We start from the raw sequence: 19,312 nt of genomic DNA on the forward strand, positions 1-19,312 counted from the left end.
GACAAAATGAAAGGTAATGATTCTATGGCAAGTGTAGGTCTCTTCTTTGGTAGCGATACAGGTAACACTGAAGCTGTTGCTAAGATGATTCAAAAGCAATTGAGCAAACAGCTCGTTCACGTTCAAGACATTGCAAAAAGCAGCAAAGAAGATATCGATAACTTCGATCTACTGCTGCTTGGTATCCCTACGTGGTACTACGGCGAAGCACAATGTGATTGGGATGACTTTTTCCCAGAGCTAGAAGCTATTGATTTCTCAACTAAGCTTGTTGCTATCTTTGGTTGTGGCGACCAAGAAGATTACGCAGAATACTTCTGTGATGCTATGGGTACTATCCGTGACATCGTTGAAGCGAAAGGCGGTACTATCCTAGGTCACACATCAACTGAAGGCTACGAATTCGAAGCATCGAAAGGTTTAGTTGAAGGCGATGACAGCCAATTCGTTGGTCTATGTATCGATGAAGACCGTCAACCTGAGCTAACTGATGAGCGCGTATCTAACTGGGTTAAACAAATCCACGAAGAGATGTGCCTAGCAGAGCTAGAAGACTAATTCTCTAGTGGTTGTTAATTGTTACAGTTAATAACCATTATGTAGATATGAAAAAACCTCCTTATAGGAGGTTTTTTGCTATTTAAAATCTATTAATTAGCACTCAGCCTCTAATGCTTCATCATCATCTCTAAATTGCGGCTTCTTTCTTACATAGAGGGTGCGTTGAATTTCTGAAACCACATTACCCTGCTTATCTTTCACGTGAATAATAAATTCGGGGAAACACTTTTCACCGAGTTGCGTCTGACGATAGATATCGTCAAGCTGCCCTTGCCTTATCTCAAAATCTGCATACAAGTCCGATTGCCCCGGCTTGATGAAGTTAATGCTCGCTTCTTTATCCCAAACATAATATCGTTCACCTAAAATTCCCATTAACATCAATGAGTAAACGGGATCGGTAAGAGAAAAGATACTGCCGCCATATTGAGTACGATTGGCGTTCTTATTCCACCAGCGTAGCTTAAGTACTGTCTTAACAACCCTAAAGTCAGTGCTAATGTGGGCTATTCGAATACCCGCTCCCCAAAAGGGAGGCCAAATATTAAGAGCAAATTTTACAATGTTGGGTTTATATATTTTTGCGAGTTGCTTATTCATAACAACATTCCATGTTCATATCAGAAACACCGTCACCTTGACTGGTCGTACCTCCACTATAAGTGAGATACTTCCAATTTACAAAACAGATTGTGATGTCAGTAAGTAACCCTTTGAAGTTCGTGGTTTATTGTTATGCCTGACTAAACTATAATGGTATTAATATTGAATTCTGTTAATTGCTGCAGATCATCAACAGGAAAGTATATGTCAGACAATAATCAAGCGCTAAAAGATGCAGGTCTTAAAGTGACCCTTCCACGGCTCAAAATTTTAGAAGTATTACAACAGCCAGACTGCCAACATATTAGTGCTGAAGATTTATATAAGAAGCTGATCGACCTAGGTGAAGAAATCGGTCTTGCAACCGTTTATCGAGTACTTAACCAATTCGATGACGCTGGCATTGTAACTCGTCACCACTTCGAAGGCGGCAAGTCTGTATTTGAACTTTCTACACAGCACCACCACGACCACCTTGTATGTTTAGATTGTGGCGAAGTGATCGAATTCTCTGATGACATCATCGAAGAAAGACAGAAAGAGATTGCTCAGCGTTACAACGTGCAACTAACAAACCACAGTTTGTACTTGTACGGCAAAAGCATTAACGGAGATTGCAAAGGCAATCCAGACGCGCATAAAGCGAAGTAGTAATACAGAACGCTGGCTTAGGCCGGCGTTTTTTATATAGGGCATCATAAAGTATCCATGAAAAAAATCCCGCTAGTTAAGGCTTTTACTTTAATTGAGATGTTGGTTGTTGTGGTGATTATTGCAGTGCTTGCTATTGTTGCCCTTCCCCGTTTTCTTAACATTCAAACCGATGGCCGTATCGCTCTGTTTGACGCTGCTCAATCTCAATTTCAAACTGCGATCACGTTTGCTCACAGTAAATGGCTGGTCAGCGGCGGCGGCAACGCTGAAATGAATGACATGCCAGGTTTTGGGGAAGACGGAGACGGCAATGCTCAATTGGACATAAATGACGTCGGCTACCCACTCGGCGTCGATAAAGGCAACCCTATGGGGCAGCCTTACAACATAGGTCAAGGTGACCAAGGGTGTGTGTCAATATGGAATGCCATTATGACAACCGACCTGACCGCTACTACAGACCCGAACCAGTCCAACAATTTTGATTTTATTACCCGCCGTCAAAACCATAGTTTTGTTGCCAAAGACGGTACTCCTCAAAACAAACTCGCGCTTTGCTACTTCATCTACACTGGAGTCGATTTCGACAGCGATCCTGGTAATGCAGGTTATGTTTTCTGGTACAACTCACGCACGGGTGAAGTAACCCAACAAGACCCTAATAATCCCTAAAACTCTGGCTCTAGTGCTTAAAACGCTAGTTGGTCACTAGAAACACCTTGGTAATCAAATTTAAGACACAAAAAAACCGGCTCTAAGCCGGTTTTTTATTGGGTCGTTTTTAACAAACTAAATACTCAAGCATTAAGCTTCAGTTTTACCCCATGTGTCACGTAGACCAACCGTGCGGTTGAAGACTAGTGCATCTGCTTTAGAGTCTTTCGAATCCACACAGAAGTAACCTGTACGTTCAAACTGGTACGCTTGCTCTGCCACACCTTCTGCTAAGCTAGGTTCAACAAAACCATTTAGCGTAACAAGAGATTCAGGGTTTAGCGTTGCAGCGAAGTCATCAGCAGCGGCTGGGTTTGGCACTGTGAATAGACGATCGTACAAACGAATCTCAGCAGGCAGTGCTTTATCAGCAGATACCCAGTGGATAACGCCTTTCACTTTGCGGCCATCTGCAGGGTTCTTACCCAATGTTTCATTGTCGTAAGAACAGAAGATAGTCGTAATGTTGCCTTCTGCATCTTTTTCGATACGTTCAGCTTTGATCACGTAAGCACCACGCAGGCGAACTTCTTTACCTAGAACCAAACGCTTGTACTTTTTGTTTGCTTCTTCACGGAAGTCGTCACGTTCGATCCAAACTTCGCGTGTAAATGGAACTTCACGAGTACCCATTTCTGGCTTGTTCGGGTGGTTTGCAACCGTTAGCGTTTCTACTGTATCTGCTTCGTAGTTTTCGATAACGATCTTAACTGGATCCAGAACAGCCATTGCACGAGGTGCATTTTCGTTCAGATCATCACGGATGCAAGATTCAAGTGAACCGAACTCAATCATGTTCTCTTGCTTAGTTACACCAATACGCTTACAGAATTCACGAATCGAGCTTGAAGTAAAACCACGACGACGTAGGCCAGAAATAGTAGGCATGCGTGGGTCATCCCAACCTTGAACTAGGTTTTCAACCACAAGTTGGTTCAGCTTACGCTTAGACATCACTGTATATTCAAGATTCAGGCGGCTAAACTCGTACTGACGAGGTTGGCAGTCAATCGTGATGTTATCTAGAACCCAATCGTACAAACGACGGTTATCTTGGAATTCAAGCGTACAGATAGAGTGCGTAATACCTTCCAGCGCATCAGAGATACAGTGAGTAAAGTCGTACATTGGGTAAATGCACCACTTGTCAGCCGTTTGATGGTGGTGAGCAAAACGAACACGGTAGATAACAGGATCGCGCATAACCATGAACGAAGAGCTCATGTCGATCTTAGCACGTAGACACGCTTTACCTTCTTCAAAGCCACCGTCACGCATTTTTTCAAACAACGCTAGGTTCTCTTCAGGGCTGCGGTCACGGTATGGGCTCGCTTTACCAGGCTCTTTTAGCGTGCCACGGTACTCACGGATTTGATCAGGACTTAGCTCGTCAACATACGCTAAGCCTTTATTAATTAATTCCACAGCATAAGCGTAAAGCGTATCGAAGTAGTTTGATGAGTAACAAATATCACCAGACCATTCGAAGCCTAACCAGCTTACATCATTCTTAATTGACTCAACGTATTCAACGTCTTCTTTTTCAGGGTTTGTATCATCGAAACGAAGATTACATTGTCCCTGGTAGTCCTGAGCAATACCAAAGTTCAAGCAAATAGATTTAGCGTGACCAATGTGCAGGTAGCCATTTGGCTCCGGCGGGAAACGAGTATGCACGCTACTGTGTGTACCATCCGCTAAATCTTTATCAATAATTTGGCGAATGAAATTCGATGGACGAGCCTCAGCTTCACTCATCTATAGCACCTCTATGTATTTAGTATTGTCAGAGAAAGTTATCTTTCGTCCCCAAGAAAACGGTCGCTTATAGCGCCAGTCAAAGATAGAAAGATCATTGTTGCTAATCATCCACAATTCTTAGCCTTTGCACAATAAGAACCGTCCGTTAATTGCGATTATTTCTGCTATTCGATGAAGAATAGAACGAACCGTGTTCGCTGGTCTTAAACTGCAGGCACAAAAAAGCCTCCCATGTGGGAGGCTTTCAATTTGACACTTACTTAAGAGTAACTTTACGTCTTAACTAAGTACTTCCCTTACTGTGGAAGTTTTACATCAGATAGGTCTTCGCCTGCACCAATAGCTTTCATTTCGCCAGCTACGATTTCAGCTAGTGGGCCTAGGATAACCTGTAGGTTGTTTTCACCTAGTTTAACCACACCTTTAGCACCAAGTTTCTTAAGAACAACTTCATCTGCAACAGAGCGGTCTTTAAGAGTTAGACGTAGACGAGTGATACAAGCGTCGATTGAAGTTAGGTTGTCGTGACCACCTAGAGCTTTCAGGTATTGACGTGCAAGGTCGCCCTTTGGTGCGTCGCCAGCAGGAGCTGCAACAGCTTCGTCATCATCTTCACGACCTGGCGATTTCAAGTTGAAAGCGCGGATTGCGAAAGAGAAAGTGAAGAAGTATAGAGCACCGAAGCCAAGACCGATTAGTAGTAGTACGAATGGTTTAGTTGCTAGACCCCAGTTCAATACGAAGTCGATAAGACCAGCAGAGAAACCGAAACCGTGCAGAGTACCAAACATGTTAGCAACTACTAGAGACAAACCTGTAAATACAGCGTGCATTGCGTATAGAGCAGGAGCTAGGAATACGAACATGAATTCTAGCGGCTCTGTGATACCTGTTAGGAATGAACAGAATGCAACTGAGAATAGTGCGCCACCAACTTGGCTACGTTTTTCAGCAGGAGCAGCTAGGTACATTGCAAGTGCAGCACCTGGTAGACCGAACATCATTACTGGGAAGAAACCGTTCATGAATACGCCAGCGCCTTTATCGCCGCCGAAGAAACGGTGTAGGTCGCCAGATTTAACTGTTTCAGTTACTTCTTTAACAGTTGCAACAATTTCTGGGTTAACTGAGTTAGCAAATTCAAATGTGTACTCTTGACCAACAACTAAAGTTTTAGCTAGTGCAGGGTCAACACAAAGTTGAGAGAAGCCTTCTGCAGCAACTACGATCTCTTGACAAGAGCCCATACCGAACCAGAAGTACGAGTTCAGTACATGGTGTAGACCTACTGGGATAAGTGCACGGTTAAGAGTACCGTAAACAAATTGACCGATAGCGCCAGACGTTGAAACTGCGTGAGCAAGTGCATCTAGACCAGATTGAACAGCAGGCCATACAACACCAAAGATTGCGCCAGCAACTAGAGCAAATAGACCAGCCATAATAGGAACTAGACGTTTGCCAGAGAAGAATGCTAGCCACTCTGGAAGACGAGTCGCGTGGAATGCATTGTAAGAGTGACCTGCGATGATACCTGCAAAGATACCGCCGAAGAATGACATATTTACACTAGCATCGATGTTTGTTGCGGTTGCTGTCAGAACAAAGTAAGCAACTGCACCAGCAAGACCTGCTGCGCCGTTACCGTCTTTAGAAAGACCAATAGCTATACCCAAACCAAACAATAATGGTAGTTGACTGAAGATTGCGTTACCAGCAGATGCCATGAATGCGATATCGAGTAAGTCTGGTTGACCCAGACGTAGCAGCAATGCCGCAATCGGAAGCGTTGCGATTGGTAGCATTAACGCCTTACCAAGCTTCTGCGCATATCCTAGAATATTCACCAGTTGTTTCCCCCTATAGGATTTTTTAGAATTCGTTTGAGAAACTTATTTTAGTCGCTCAATTTAGTCCTATTCAGTGTATTCAATTAATTTTGCTCCGCAAATTAAAACCTTACCATTTGTGATCCTAATCACCAGTTTTCACCAAATCCAGAGGTTTTTGCTAGCGAGATCATAAAACTTATTTTATCATTCAAAAAAATGAACATTTATGGATAAAATCCAAATCTAATCATTAGGCAAAAAGATGGTAACTCCGGGCTTATAGAGCACCGTGAATAATCATTGTTGATGGACCTAAATGTATAATAAAAATCAATTGTTCATATTTTTTTCAACAACTTAAATCGCTTCTCATTTTGAAGCCGTTTGCCCATAAAAGATAAATCGTTACGTAAATGATGCTCGCAAACTAAGTCCGCATTTAGGTAACGAACGAATTTAAAAGATCTCACGAAATAAGGATTAGCTGACTATGTACGCGCTAAGTAACTGTAAAATTTACACTGGTAGTGATGTTCTAACCGATCATGCTGTTGTAATCGAAAACGAACTGATCAAAAAAGTCTGTCCTATCTCTGAATTGCCAGAAGGAATCGAGCTTCGCGACCTAGACGGAGCAAACCTAAGCCCAGGTTTCATTGACCTACAACTGAATGGTTGTGGCGGTGTAATGCTTAACGATGAGATCACTGCAGAAACCATGCAGATCATGCACAAAGCAAACCTGAAATCTGGCTGTACTAGCTTCCTACCAACGCTTATCACCTCTTCAGACGAAGATATGCGTGCGGTTATTACGGCAGCTCGTGAATACCATAACCAGTACCAAAACCAATCTTTAGGTCTGCACCTTGAAGGCCCTTACCTAAACGTTGCGAAAAAAGGCATCCATAGCGTCGATCACATTCGTAAATCTGACAACGAAATGATTGAGCTTATCTGTGAGAACCGTGACCTTGTTGCAAAAGTAACATTGGCTCCAGAGCATAACGACCCTGAACACATCGAACGCCTGCACAAAGCTGGCGTTGTCGTTTCTATCGGCCACACCAACGCAACTTACGCAGAAGCGCGTCAAGGTTTCGAATCTGGTATCACGTTCGCCACTCACCTGTTCAATGCAATGACGCCGATGGTTGGTCGTGAGCCTGGCGTTGTTGGCGCGATTTACGATACTCCTGAGGTTTACGCTGGCATTATTGCCGATGGCTTCCACGTTGATTACGCAAACATCAGAATTGCGCATAAAATCAAGGGAGAAAAGTTGGTATTAGTGACGGATGCCACAGCTCCTGCAGGTGCTGACATGGAATACTTTATTTTTGTCGGTAAGAAAGTATATTACCGTGATGGTAAGTGTGTTGATGAAAACGGCACACTGGGCGGCTCAGCTCTGACTATGATTGAAGCAGTTCAGAATACAGTTGAGCACGCTGGTATCGCTTTAGACGAAGCTCTTCGCATGGCTACGCTATACCCAGCTACGGCTATCGGTGTAGAAAGCAAGCTAGGTCGAATCAAAAAAGGCATGGTTGCAAACCTAGCTGTATTTGACCGAGACTTTAACGTTAAAGCGACTGTTGTTAACGGACAATACGAGCACAATTAAGTATGAATGGCGGACAAATAGGTAACGTAGACTTAGTTAAACAACTAAACAGTGCGGCGGTATACCGACTTATAGACCAACAGGGGCCTATCAGTCGTATACAAGTGGCTGATGTAAGCCAACTCGCACCGGCAAGTGTTACAAAAATTACCCGCCAACTTTTAGAGCGCGGCCTAATTAAAGAGGTTGCGCAGCAAGCGTCTACTGGCGGTAGACGCGCTATCTCCCTAACCACAGAAGTAGAGCCTTTTCATTCTGTTGCTGTGCGTTTGGGTCGAGACTACATTCAAATAAGCCTGCATGACCTTGGTGGTCGTGAATTGGCTTTCCAACAGCAAGACCTGAATTATTCAGACCAATCAGACCTTACCCAAGGCTTGGTCAATAACCTCAAAGCTTTCATTGCTGAGCATCAACCAAAGATCGATCAACTGATTGCTATTGGTGTCACGCTTCCAGGCTTGGTTAACCCAACGACCGGTGTTGTTGAGTACATGCCGAATACCGACATCGATAACCTCGCATTAAGCGACATTATTCGCGATACATTCCATGTTGCTTGTTTTGTTGGTAACGATGTTCGTGGAATGGCGCTTGCTGAGCACTACTTCGGTGCAAGTAAAGATAGCCAAGATTCTATTTTGGTCAGTGTTCACCGTGGTACAGGTGCAGGTATTATCGTTAATGGTCAGGTTTTCCTAGGTCATAACCGTAATGTGGGTGAAATTGGTCATATCCAAATTGATCCGCTAGGCGAGCAATGCCAATGTGGTAACTTCGGCTGTCTTGAAACAGTAGCGGCAAACCCAGCTATCGTTGAACGCGTGCAGAAGCTGATTAAACAAGGCTATGAGTCTTCTTTAACAGAGCTTGAGCATATTACGATTCAAGACGTTTGTGACCACGCGATTAATGGTGATGAGCTAGCCAAGCAAAGCTTAGTTCGAGTAGGAAACCAGTTAGGTAAGGCTATCGCGATGACGATTAACTTATTTAACCCTCAAAAAGTTATCATTGCTGGTGATATTACCAAGGCACAAGAGATTGTTTTTCCTGCAATTAAGCGCAATGTAGAGAATCAGTCGTTAACGACTTTCCATAGCGGCCTGCCTATTGTAGCATCACAGATCGATAAACATCCTACGATGGGAGCTTTTGCTATGATTAAGCGCGCCATGCTTAACGGCGTGTTACTGCAGAAGCTTCTCGAAGACTAGAGAAAACAATTCTGATTTTCCGCGGGCCGTGTTTGTATAAACACGGCCCGTTTTTTTAAGCTAGGGAACTACAACAACAAGTTATGGAACTTATATTAATATCCACTGCGTTTATCGCAGGATTTATTGCTTTAAAGTGTCACCTTCCCCCATTAGTTGGTTTTTTGGTTGCAGGCTTTGGGCTTTTTGCCTTTGGCTTTGAAACCAATGACACCATCATTACTTTAGCTGACCTTGGTGTCACGCTGCTTCTATTTACTATCGGCTTAAAGCTCGATATCAAAACCCTACTCTCTAAAGAGATCTGGGCTGGCGCGACAATCCACAACCTTTTGTCCACTCTGTTTTTCGCCGTCGCCCTGTTTGGCTTTAAGTTCTTAGGTATTTCATCGCTAGCTGCCATGTCGGTAGAACAGATCGTTCTGCTCGGTTTTGCTCTTTCATTCTCTAGTACTGTATTTGCGGTTAAGACTCTGCAAGAGAAAGGCGAAATGAATGCGACCTACGGAACGTTAGCGATTGGTATCTTGGTCATGCAGGATATCTTCGCCGTAGTATTCTTAACGGCTTCTACGGGCAAAATACCTGAGTGGTATGCAATTGCTCTGTTTGCCCTACCCTTATTACGCCCACTGTTCTACAAAGTGCTCGATTGGGTTGGTCACGGTGAGATGCTGGTTCTTTCCGGCATCTTCTTCGCATTAGTCGTCGGTGCTGGTTTATTCCATTTGGTTGGTGTGAAACCAGATTTGGGGGCTCTTGTTCTAGGTATGTTACTTGCTGGTCACCCAAAAGCCTCAGAATTATCAAAGTCGCTGTTTAACCTTAAAGAACTTTTCCTTGTCTGTTTCTTCTTGAATATTGGTCTGTCAGAGCAACCAACCATTCAAGGCTTTATGCTCGCAATCTTGTTCTTGCTGATGCTGCCTGTGAAAGGTGTTCTCTACTTCTTGGTACTCAACCGCTTCAAGTTCCGTGTTCGAACGTCTCTACTTGCCTCGCTATCACTGTTTAACTATAGCGAGTTTGGCCTCATCGTTGGTGGTCTCGCCTTCAAGATGGGTTGGATGTCGGGTGATATCTTAGTTGCCGTTGCCATTGCAGTTTCACTGTCTTTTCTAATCGCTGCTCCTTTAAACCGAGCTGGTCATAAGCTTTATCAGCAGTCAGGTAAATGGCTAAAAGAGCATGCGTCAGAAAAGCTTCACCGACGTGATAAGCGAATTGACCCTGGTCGTGCCCAAGTGCTTATTCTAGGTATGGGCCGAATTGGTACCGGTGCTTATGACGAATTACGTACTCGCTATGGCAAGGTCAGCCTAGGTGTAGAAGTGCGTGAAGAAGCCGCGCACAACCACAGAAGCCAAGGCAGAAACGTGATTTCTGGCGACGCGACTGACCCAGATTTCTGGGAGCGAATTCTAGATACAGCAAACGTAAAGCTGGTGATTTTGGCAATGCCTCACCACCAAGGTAATCAAACCGCTTTAGAACAATTAAAGTCACGTAACTTTAAAGGCCAAATTGCGGCTATTGCTGAATATCCCGATCAACTCGAAACACTGAAAGAGAATGGCGTTGATGCGGCATTTAACATTTACAGCGAGGCTGGTAGTGGTTTTGCTCGCCACGTTTGCGAACAGTTAAATCCAAATATCAATAAAATCTAGTATTAGACAGTGTTCAACTAAACCTCTCAAAACTGCCTATTTTTCGCACTTTTGAGAGGTTTTTGTTTAAAAAACCAACCGCAATTAAACATCACACACCAAAAGCACATAAAAATTAGATAATTTCTAACAGAACACCCTTTATATTATTTTTTTGCTCACATCCGGTTGCTTTTTTTAGCCAGAATGGCAAATTGAATGCAGTTGATTTGGAAATTATTTAAAAGGAAGTTCTATGTGTTCAGTATTTGGCATTCTCGACATTAAAAGTGATGCCGCAGCACTTCGCCCTATTGCTTTAGAAATGTCTAAGAAGCTTCGTCACCGTGGTCCAGACTGGTCTGGTATCTATGCTGGTGAAAAAGCAATCCTTGCTCATGAACGTCTTGCTATTGTTGGCTTGAACAGTGGTGCTCAACCACTATACAGTCAAGACAAAAAGCACATTCTTGCAGTAAACGGTGAAATTTATAACCACAAAGAACTTCGTGCACGCTATGAAGATAAGTACCAGTTCCAGACTGATTCTGACTGTGAAGTTATCCTAGCGCTATACCAAGAGATGGGTGCAGACCTTCTAGAAGAGCTTAACGGTATTTTCGCATTCGTTTTATACGACGAAGAGAAAGACGAGTACCTAGTGGGCCGCGACCATATTGGTATCATCCCGCTTTACCAAGGTTACGATGAGCACGGCAACTACTACGTGGCTTCAGAGATGAAAGCATTGGTTGAAGTATGTAAGACGATCAGTGAATTCCCTCCAGGTAGCTTCTACTCTTCGAAAGATGCTGAACCTCAACGCTACTACATCCGCGATTGGAACGAGTACGCTGCGGTACAAGGCAACAGCACAAGCAAAGAAGAACTGACTGAAGCGCTAGAAGCAGCTGTTAAACGTCAACTAATGACTGACGTTCCTTACGGTGTACTTCTATCTGGTGGCCTTGATTCATCAATTACTTCTGCCGTTGCTAAACGCTTTGCTGCGATGCGTATCGAAGATGATGAGCAATCTGAAGCTTGGTGGCCACAACTGCACTCATTCGCTGTTGGCCTTGAAGGCGCGCCAGATCTTATCGCTGCTCGTGAAGTTGCGGACAAGATCGGTACTGTTCACCACGAGATGACTTACACTATTCAGGAAGGCTTAGATGCCATCCGTGATGTTATCTACCACATCGAGACTTACGATGTAACGACGATTCGTGCATCAACGCCAATGTACTTGCTTGCTCGTAAGATCAAAGCAATGGGCATCAAAATGGTACTGTCTGGTGAAGGTGCTGATGAAATCTTTGGTGGCTACCTTTACTTCCATAAAGCGCCAAACGCGAAAGAGTTCCACGAAGAGACAGTACGTAAGCTGCTTGCTCTAAGCATGTTCGACTGTGCTCGTGCAAACAAATCGCTAGCGGCATGGGGGGTTGAAGGCCGTGTACCATTCTTGGATAAAGAGTTCATCGATGTCGCAATGCGTCTGAACCCTGAAGATAAGATGTGTGGTAACGGTAAGATGGAGAAGCACATCCTGCGTGAGTGTTTTGAAGACTACCTACCAGATTCAATCGCATGGCGTCAAAAAGAGCAGTTCTCTGATGGTGTTGGCTACGATTGGATTGATACATTGAAAGCAACGGCTGAAGCAAAAGTAACGGATCAACAAATGGAAGCTGCTAAGTTCCGTTTCCCTTACAACACGCCAACAACAAAAGAAGGTTATGCTTACCGTGAAATCTTTGAGGAGCTATTCCCTCTAGAATCAGCGGCAGAATGTGTGCCTGGTGGTCCTTCAGTTGCTTGCTCATCAGCGAAAGCGATTGAGTGGGATGAGTCATTCAAAAACTGTGTCGACCCATCTGGACGTGCAGTACAAGCCGTTCACAACGATGCTTACAACGCTTAGAGCGTTTTGAACAAATCCTAAAGACTAAAAAAGGCGCGTTATGCGCCTTTTGTTTTAAGCCTATTTTTATTACTGCAGTTACGCGCGAGCTTGTAGTGCTTCGTTCTCAATACTGATTGGAACGACTTGGCTGATCATTTTCACCAGCATAATCGATCGAGCCTCACCGTCTTTCTGATCGAAAATAGCTTCAACCCCAGCAAATTGGCCACTCTGAATCTTAACTACCTGTCCAGATTCAAACTCAACACAACAATCTTCCACTTCGTTACTGCAGCACTTCTCAAACTCTTTAAGTTCAAACACCAAGTCTCCTTGGACCTCGTGCGGCAGTGAACCGAACTTAATAAAGTCCACAACGCCACGTGTTGAACGAACGGTCGTGAAGCTAGGACCTTGCTCATAATCGAAGCGAACAAAGATGTAAGACGGAAACAGCGGTTCTTTGACCTGCTTTTCTTTCCCTCTCACCACCTTTTTGACTTCTATTTGAGGGTAAAAGCACTCTACCCCCTGATTCTCTAAGTGCTGCTGAGCGCGTTTTTGATCACCACGCTTACAGTAAAGCAAATACCAACGTTTCATTTAACTAGCCATTTTATATTTTTAGATATTTTACCACATGCCTAAAACGGTTGAATCGCCATTAATAAAATGAATCGTTGCTAACGAAAAATAATGCGTAGCAGACCAATTTATCAACAAAAAGTTATAGGTGTCGGAGTGGTTAAGCATTGTACAGAGATCATTTAGAGATCAAAAGACTCATTGTTGTAAGCATATGTATGCCCCACCTAATGCGCATGCCACTCCCTTCAAACTCAAAATGATACACCAGAGCAATATATCTAAAGATTTTAATTCAACACAACTTTAATGAAGGTTATTAACCAACCAACTCAAATCTGGAAAATTAGTTTGCAGCACATCTAAAATGGGCAACATTAAAAATAAAGATATTTAATATCAACATCTTAGTTAAACCAAGTTGTCGTGACCATAAAATAAGTCTATTGCAGACTTTTATCCCACTGTGTATACATGAATGACTATAAAATCTTTTAATACCTAAAATTAGTAAAACTTATGCCAAGCAACCACAACATCTTTGGCCACCCTAGAGGCCTATTTCTACTTTTTAGCACAGAGCTATGGGAACGTTTCTCTTACTATGCGATGCGTGCCATCCTTGTCTTATTTTTGACTGACACTACCCTCAACGGTGGACTGGGTTGGTCAACGAAAGACGCAATCGATCTCTACGGTATTTACACCGGCTTAGTCTACATCACACCATTAATTGGTGGCTGGATTGCCGATAACTACCTAGGTCAGCGTAAATCAATTATGATTGGCGGTGTATTGATGGCACTTGGCCAATTTACACTGGCTCTACCTAACGGCTTCATCGGTTTAGACCAAGTGAACGCGCTGTACCTTGGCTTAGCTCTGCTAATCAGTGGTAACGGTATGTTTAAGCCGAACATCTCAACCATGGTTGGCGATCTGTACCAAGAAGGCGATAACCGCCGTGACGGTGCTTTCACCATTTTCTACATGGGCATCAACTTAGGTGCGCTGCTTGGTGGCTTAATTTCAGGTGCTGCTGTCGATTCATTCGGTTGGAAAGCAGGTTTCCTAGCCGCTGGTATTGGTATGGTTATTAGCTTGATCATGCAAGTGACAATGGCTCAGTCTTGGTTGGGCAACATCGGTTCTGTACCTGCTGCTGCAAGAGCGAAAGCACTAAACAAATCTAAAGAAAAAGCGCCACTGACCAAAGAAGAGTTCGACAGACTAAAAGTGATTCTTATCATGGGTCTGTTCGTGATTGTTTTCTGGGCGGGCTTTGAACAAGCTGGCGGCCTAATGAACATCTACACTCAACAATATACTGACCGTATGATTGGTGGCTTTGAAGTTCCTGCTGCGTGGTTCCAATCTTTGAACCCATTCTTCATCATTACACTTGCTCCAATCATTGCTGCGTTCTGGGTGAAACTGGGTAAGCGTGAACCCAACTCTCCTGTTAAGTTTGCAATGGCATTGTTCTTCTTAGCACTGGGCTTTGTGTGCATGATGGGCGCGGTAATGGAGCAAGGCGGTGACCTAACCGTGAAAACATCAATGCTATGGCTAGTCGGTGCTTTCTTCTTCCATACCCTTGGTGAGCTTTGTCTATCGCCTATTGGCCTGTCGTTGGTCACTAAGTTAGCTCCGCTTCGCCTAGCATCATTGATGATGGGTGCATGGTTTGGCTTCAATGCGGTGGCAAACTACGTGGCAGGCCTGGTCGGTTCTCACGTTGGTGAGCTTGGTGCTATGTCAATCTTCAGTGGTATTGCTATCACAGCAACGGTGAGTGCCATATTACTGCTGCTTTGTGCTGGTAAGCTTGTATCATGGATGCATGGTGTAGAAACCAACATGACGCTTGAAGCAGAACCAAAAGCAGAAACTTCGGTCGCTTAATAGCTAGATCGATTTCAAGAAGAAACATCAAGATCAAAAAGGGCTGCTCAATGAGCAGCCCTTTTGTTATCTATTCAATCGCCATATCAGTTAGCGATGAAGCGCCACTAGTTCAGCCATCATGTCGATGTGTGAGTCTCTGTCGTTCAGACACATAATGTAGCTAAAGTCCGAACCACCAGCGTCAATGAACGTCTCTTTACACTGGTCTGAAATCTCTTCCAACGTTTCCAAACAGTCAACCGAAAAGGCAGGTGCCATGATGTCGATCTTCTTGATGCCTTTACTCGGCAGTGACTCAAGTGTCTCGTCAGTGTATGGCTTCAACCACTCCTCTCGACCAAATCGCGATTGGTAGGTCATGGTGATGTCTTCTTCAGATAAACCTAGCTCAGCAGCAAGCAGCTTTGTCGTTGCTTCACAATGCTGTGGGTAGATATCGCCTTCATCAGCTAAGCGCTTCGGAATACCGTGGAACGAACAAACCAAGTGATCGGCTCTGCCATTTTGTTCCCAATGGCTACGAACGCTTTCAGCCAATGCTTTGGCATAGCTAGGGTGTGAGTAGTAGTCACGAATAAAGCGATAGCTTGGGATAACTGGCATCTGTTTAAAGGCTTTGGTTAAACCATCAGAAACTGCCGCTGTGGTTGTGCCAGAGTACTGAGGATATAAAGGCAATACGATGATGTCTTCAACGCCCTGCTCCATCAGTTGCTCGACGCCCTTCTTAATGCTTGGGTTGCCGTAGGTCATACCCAGTGCAACCGGCATCTCTAGTTTCTTCTGGAGCTTTTCAGCTTGTCTTTGAGAATACACAAGCAGTGGTGAGCCTTCATCCATCCAGACAGATTGATACAACTTGGCTACTTTGGGTGCTCGAATCGGTAAAATCACCCCGTGCAAGATTGGGCACCAAAGCCAACGAGTTAGGTTCACTACTCGCTTGTCGTGCAAGAACTCACTCAAAAATCGACGAACGCCAGCTGGGGTCGCAGAATCTGGCGTACCTAAGTTCACCAGTAAAACGCCCTGCTTTTTATTATTTTCCATAGATACCTGAGACCAATATGTGATTTTCTGGAAAGTAATATACTAATCTGCATAAGTTTAAGATCATTGCTTCCCACTAAATGTCTGAATAATCATTCTTTAAACGGGATATCACAACATCTACTTTCGATTGTGAGCCACCTTCATCAAAAACGGTTTCGTCTTGAACGATGTGTAATCGAATTATCTAGATTGGTATCGTACTAAAAATTGAAACAAAAAAAGCGACCCTTAAGGTCGCTTCCAATATATCAAATTCTAAAACTGGCTGTTAGCCAATTATGCTAGTGCTTTCTCAAGTTCTGCACTAACTTCAGCAACTTGCTTAGTACCGTCAAACTTAAGGTACTGAGTGTTACCTGCTTCAGCTTCTTTACCGTAGTAAGAGATTAGCGGAGCTGTTTGATCGTGGTATACACCTAGACGTGCACGAACTGTTTCTTCTTTGTCGTCATCACGTACAACTAGCTCTTCACCAGTTACGTCATCTTTACCTTCTTCTTTAGGTGGGTTGTACACATTGTGGTATGTACGACCAGAAGGAAGGTGAGCACGACGACCAGCCATACGCTCAACAATCACATCGTCAGCTACGTCGAATTCAACAACGTAATCAACAGCGATGCCCATTTCTTTTAGGCCATCAGCTTGTGGGATTGTGCGTGGGAAACCGTCTAGTAGGAAACCTTTCTCACAGTCATCTTGAGCGATACGCTCTTTGATAAGACCAAGGATAATTTCATCAGAAACTAGCTGACCAGCGTCGATTACTGATTTTGCTTGCTTACCAAGCTCAGTACCCGCTTTGATAGCAGCACGTAGCATGTCACCAGTTGAAATTTGAGGGATACCAAATTTGTTCATGATGAAGTTAGCTTGAGTACCTTTACCCGCGCCAGGAGCACCTAGAAGAATGATGCGCATGTTTAATCCTCTTATAAAATTATGATTTATACCGAAGCTCACTATCCCACCTTCCTCGTTCATATTTAAGATAAACAGGAAAAGTTAGGTAACAGCTGAGGTTAAGCAAAACTGTAAACAGAAGCAAAACGGTAAGTTTCGGTATAACGTTTAAAAATCATACAACTGGAAGGAATTGGTTCCTAGCTCCAGCTGATTAGGTCGAGCATTCTATCACATTAATATTCAATTTGGCTGAATTTACGACTAAAGAATGTATCGGCAACATTTGTTGTGACGATAACGGTGACGTTGACCACGTTTAATAGATTTTCAGCGACGTTCATAAAAAAAGCCCGCATTTGCGAGCTTTTTATTACAATTTTTGGCTTAACCTAAAGTCGAAAGACTAACGCTTTGTTAGTAGCTCGTTGATTGCACCCAAGAATTGTGACGGATCTTCCATTGAGCCCTTTTCAGCCAGCATCGCTTGACCAAGTAGCAACTCAACCCAACGACCAAACGCTTGCTCGTCTGCTTCGTCAGCCATCTGTTTAACCAGTGCGTGCTCAGGGTTAATCTCGAAGATGTACTTCACTTCCGGTGCCGCTTGACCCGCAGCTTCAAGAAGCTTCGCCATTTGCGTGCCCATTTCGAAGTCGTCAGTCACAACAACCGCAGGTGTCGTTGCTAGCTTGAAGGTCGTACGAACTTCTTTAACACGACCACCTAGGTAAGATTGAGTACGCTCAACAACAGATTTGAACTCTTCTTCTGTCTCTTTTTGCTTCTCTTTCTCTTCTTCACCTTCAAACTTGCTTAGGTCTAAGCCTGCTTTAGTGATCGATTGGAACTGTTTACCGTCGAAGTCAGTCAGGTAGTTCATTACGTACTCATCAATACGATCGTACATCAGAACCACTTCAATACCTTTAGCTTTGAACTGCTCCAAGTGTGGGCTGTTCTTAGCGGCAGCGTAGCTATCTGCTGTCAGGTAGTAAATCTTATCTTGGCCTTCTTTCATGCGCTCAACGTAAGATTCTAGGCTGATGGTTTGTTCAGCAGAATCCACTTCCGTTGACGAGAAACGAAGTAGACCAGCGATCTTCTCTTTGTTCGCCATATCTTCAGCCGGGCCTTCTTTCAATACTAGGCCGAACTCTTTCCAAAACTCTAGGTACTTATCATTGTCATTCTTCGCCATGCGCTCAAGCATAGTCAGTACACGCTTGGTACATGCGCCACGAAGAGACTGAGTTACCTTGTTGTCTTGCAGGATTTCACGAGACACGTTCAATGGCAGATCGTTTGAGTCAATCAAGCCACGAACGAAACGCATGTAAGATGGCATGAACTGCTCTGCGTCATCCATGATGAATACACGCTGCACGTAGAGTTTCAAGCCACTCTTGTGGTCACGGTTCATCATGTCCCAAGGTGCTTTCGCTGGGATGTAAAGCAGGCTTGTGTAATCGTTCTTACCTTCAACCTTGTTGTGGCTCCAGGTTAGTGGATCAGCAAAGTCGTGAGATACGTGCTTGTAAAACTCTTGGTACTCTTCTTTCTCGATATCAGATTTGTTGCGAGTCCAAAGCGCTTGTGCCTTATTGATCTGTTCCCAATGTTTCTCTTCGGTGTCTTTACCTTCGTCATCTTTCACTGCTGTGAAGATAGAAACAGGAATACCGATGTGGTCAGAATATTTACCAATCACTTCACGCAGACGCCACTCATTTAAGAACTCTTTACCGTCTTCACGCATGTGCAGAACGATGTCAGTACCACGAGACTCTTTAGTGATATCTTCGATTGTGTAATCGCCTTCACCTGCAGAGTGCCACTGAACAGCTTCATTGTTCGGCAGGCCAGCTGCACGTGTGCGAACCGTTACCGCGTCTGCGACGATGAATGCAGAATAGAAACCCACACCAAATTGACCAATCAGTTGAGAGTCTTTGCTTTGGTCTTCAGACAGCTTTGAGAAAAAGTCTGCAGTGCCTGACTTAGCAATCGTACCTAAATGCTCAATAACGTTGTCGCGGCTCATACCGATACCGTTATCAGAAATGGTTAACGTGTTTGCTTCCGCGTTGAAAGAAAGTTTTACACCTAGATCTGCATCACCTTGGTAAAGGTCACCGTTCGATAGAGCTTGAAAACGAAGCTTATCAGCCGCGTCAGATGCGTTAGAGATCAGCTCACGTAGAAAGATTTCTTTATTTGAATACAGTGAGTGAATCATTAGATGAAGTAGTTGTTTTACTTCAGATTGAAAGCCACGAGTCTCTTTATTTTGCGTTGCCGTTTCGCTCATTTTTACTCCAAAACATCTATACTTT

Annotated in this window: 15 protein-coding genes; 8 read left to right on the forward strand and 7 right to left on the reverse strand. The window is 43.9% G+C overall.

Translation table 11 applies throughout. From position 1 onward, the window contains the following. Positions 1–24 precede the first annotated feature (24 nt). Positions 25–558, forward strand: coding sequence for a flavodoxin FldA (gene fldA / locus AB4482_RS10390; protein ID WP_010436745.1), 534 nt, complete (start codon positions 25–27; stop codon positions 556–558). 96 nt (positions 559–654) lie between these two features. Here fldA and AB4482_RS10395 read toward each other — a convergent pair whose 3' ends face one another. Beyond that, on the reverse strand, positions 655–1,161 hold the full coding sequence (locus AB4482_RS10395) for a DUF4442 domain-containing protein (protein ID WP_017061955.1): 507 nt from the start codon (positions 1,159–1,161) through the stop codon (positions 655–657). 207 nt (positions 1,162–1,368) lie between these two features. On the opposite strand from AB4482_RS10395, the gene fcrX reads away from it, so the two are divergent. Beyond that, entirely contained in the window at positions 1,369–1,815 is a 447-nt protein-coding gene (gene fcrX / locus AB4482_RS10400; protein WP_017061956.1) for a ferric iron uptake transcriptional regulator FcrX, read from the forward strand. Positions 1,816–1,872: 57 nt separating this feature from the next. After that, on the forward strand, positions 1,873–2,490 hold the full coding sequence (locus AB4482_RS10405) for a prepilin-type N-terminal cleavage/methylation domain-containing protein (protein WP_372180903.1): 618 nt from the start codon (positions 1,873–1,875) through the stop codon (positions 2,488–2,490). 132 nt (positions 2,491–2,622) lie between these two features. Here AB4482_RS10405 and glnS read toward each other — a convergent pair whose 3' ends face one another. Further along, positions 2,623–4,290 carry a glutamine--tRNA ligase gene (gene glnS / locus AB4482_RS10410; protein ID WP_017063407.1) on the reverse strand — a complete coding sequence of 556 codons (1,668 nt, stop codon included), beginning with the start codon at positions 4,288–4,290 and terminating at the stop codon, positions 2,623–2,625. A gap of 299 nt (positions 4,291–4,589) precedes the next feature. Then, a complete protein-coding gene (nagE, locus tag AB4482_RS10415) occupies positions 4,590–6,140 on the reverse strand; it encodes an N-acetylglucosamine-specific PTS transporter subunit IIBC (protein WP_032546287.1) in 1,551 nt (516 codons plus the stop codon). Positions 6,141–6,615: 475 nt separating this feature from the next. On the opposite strand from nagE, the gene nagA reads away from it, so the two are divergent. From nagA to asnB, 4 genes are all read left to right on the forward strand, one after another. After that, positions 6,616–7,752, forward strand: coding sequence for an N-acetylglucosamine-6-phosphate deacetylase (gene nagA, locus AB4482_RS10420; protein WP_371724300.1), 1,137 nt, complete (start codon positions 6,616–6,618; stop codon positions 7,750–7,752). A 2-nt stretch (positions 7,753–7,754) separates the two neighbouring features. Continuing rightward, the gene (locus tag AB4482_RS10425; RefSeq protein WP_017062194.1) at positions 7,755–8,969 is read left to right on the forward strand and encodes an ROK family protein; all 1,215 of its coding nucleotides are present in this window, start codon (positions 7,755–7,757) and stop codon (positions 8,967–8,969) included. A gap of 83 nt (positions 8,970–9,052) precedes the next feature. Beyond that, positions 9,053–10,639 carry a cation:proton antiporter family protein gene (locus AB4482_RS10430; protein ID WP_017062195.1) on the forward strand — a complete coding sequence of 529 codons (1,587 nt, stop codon included), beginning with the start codon at positions 9,053–9,055 and terminating at the stop codon, positions 10,637–10,639. Positions 10,640–10,874: 235 nt separating this feature from the next. Next, on the forward strand, positions 10,875–12,545 hold the full coding sequence (gene asnB / locus AB4482_RS10435; protein WP_017062196.1) for an asparagine synthase B: 1,671 nt from the start codon (positions 10,875–10,877) through the stop codon (positions 12,543–12,545). A 78-nt stretch (positions 12,546–12,623) separates the two neighbouring features. On the opposite strand, the gene rfaH is transcribed toward asnB, so the two are convergent. Then, positions 12,624–13,130 carry a transcription/translation regulatory transformer protein RfaH gene (rfaH, locus tag AB4482_RS10440; protein WP_017062197.1) on the reverse strand — a complete coding sequence of 169 codons (507 nt, stop codon included), beginning with the start codon at positions 13,128–13,130 and terminating at the stop codon, positions 12,624–12,626. A gap of 501 nt (positions 13,131–13,631) precedes the next feature. Here rfaH and AB4482_RS10445 point away from each other — a divergent pair. Next, the gene (locus AB4482_RS10445) at positions 13,632–15,017 is read left to right on the forward strand and encodes a peptide MFS transporter (protein WP_372154957.1); all 1,386 of its coding nucleotides are present in this window, start codon (positions 13,632–13,634) and stop codon (positions 15,015–15,017) included. A 90-nt stretch (positions 15,018–15,107) separates the two neighbouring features. Here AB4482_RS10445 and hemH read toward each other — a convergent pair whose 3' ends face one another. The 3 genes from hemH to htpG form a co-directional block, all read right to left on the reverse strand. Next, a complete protein-coding gene (gene hemH, locus AB4482_RS10450) occupies positions 15,108–16,070 on the reverse strand; it encodes a ferrochelatase (RefSeq protein ID WP_372174644.1) in 963 nt (320 codons plus the stop codon). 279 nt (positions 16,071–16,349) lie between these two features. Continuing rightward, a complete protein-coding gene (gene adk / locus AB4482_RS10455; RefSeq protein WP_060982203.1) occupies positions 16,350–16,994 on the reverse strand; it encodes an adenylate kinase in 645 nt (214 codons plus the stop codon). A 388-nt stretch (positions 16,995–17,382) separates the two neighbouring features. After that, positions 17,383–19,287 (reverse strand): molecular chaperone HtpG, encoded by a 1,905-nt coding sequence (gene htpG, locus AB4482_RS10460; RefSeq protein WP_017062201.1) that lies wholly within the window; start codon positions 19,285–19,287, stop codon positions 17,383–17,385. Positions 19,288–19,312: the final 25 nt, after the last annotated feature.

Source organism: Vibrio sp. 10N.222.55.C7 (assembly GCF_041473335.1).
Lineage (GTDB): Bacteria > Pseudomonadota > Gammaproteobacteria > Enterobacterales > Vibrionaceae > Vibrio > Vibrio crassostreae_C.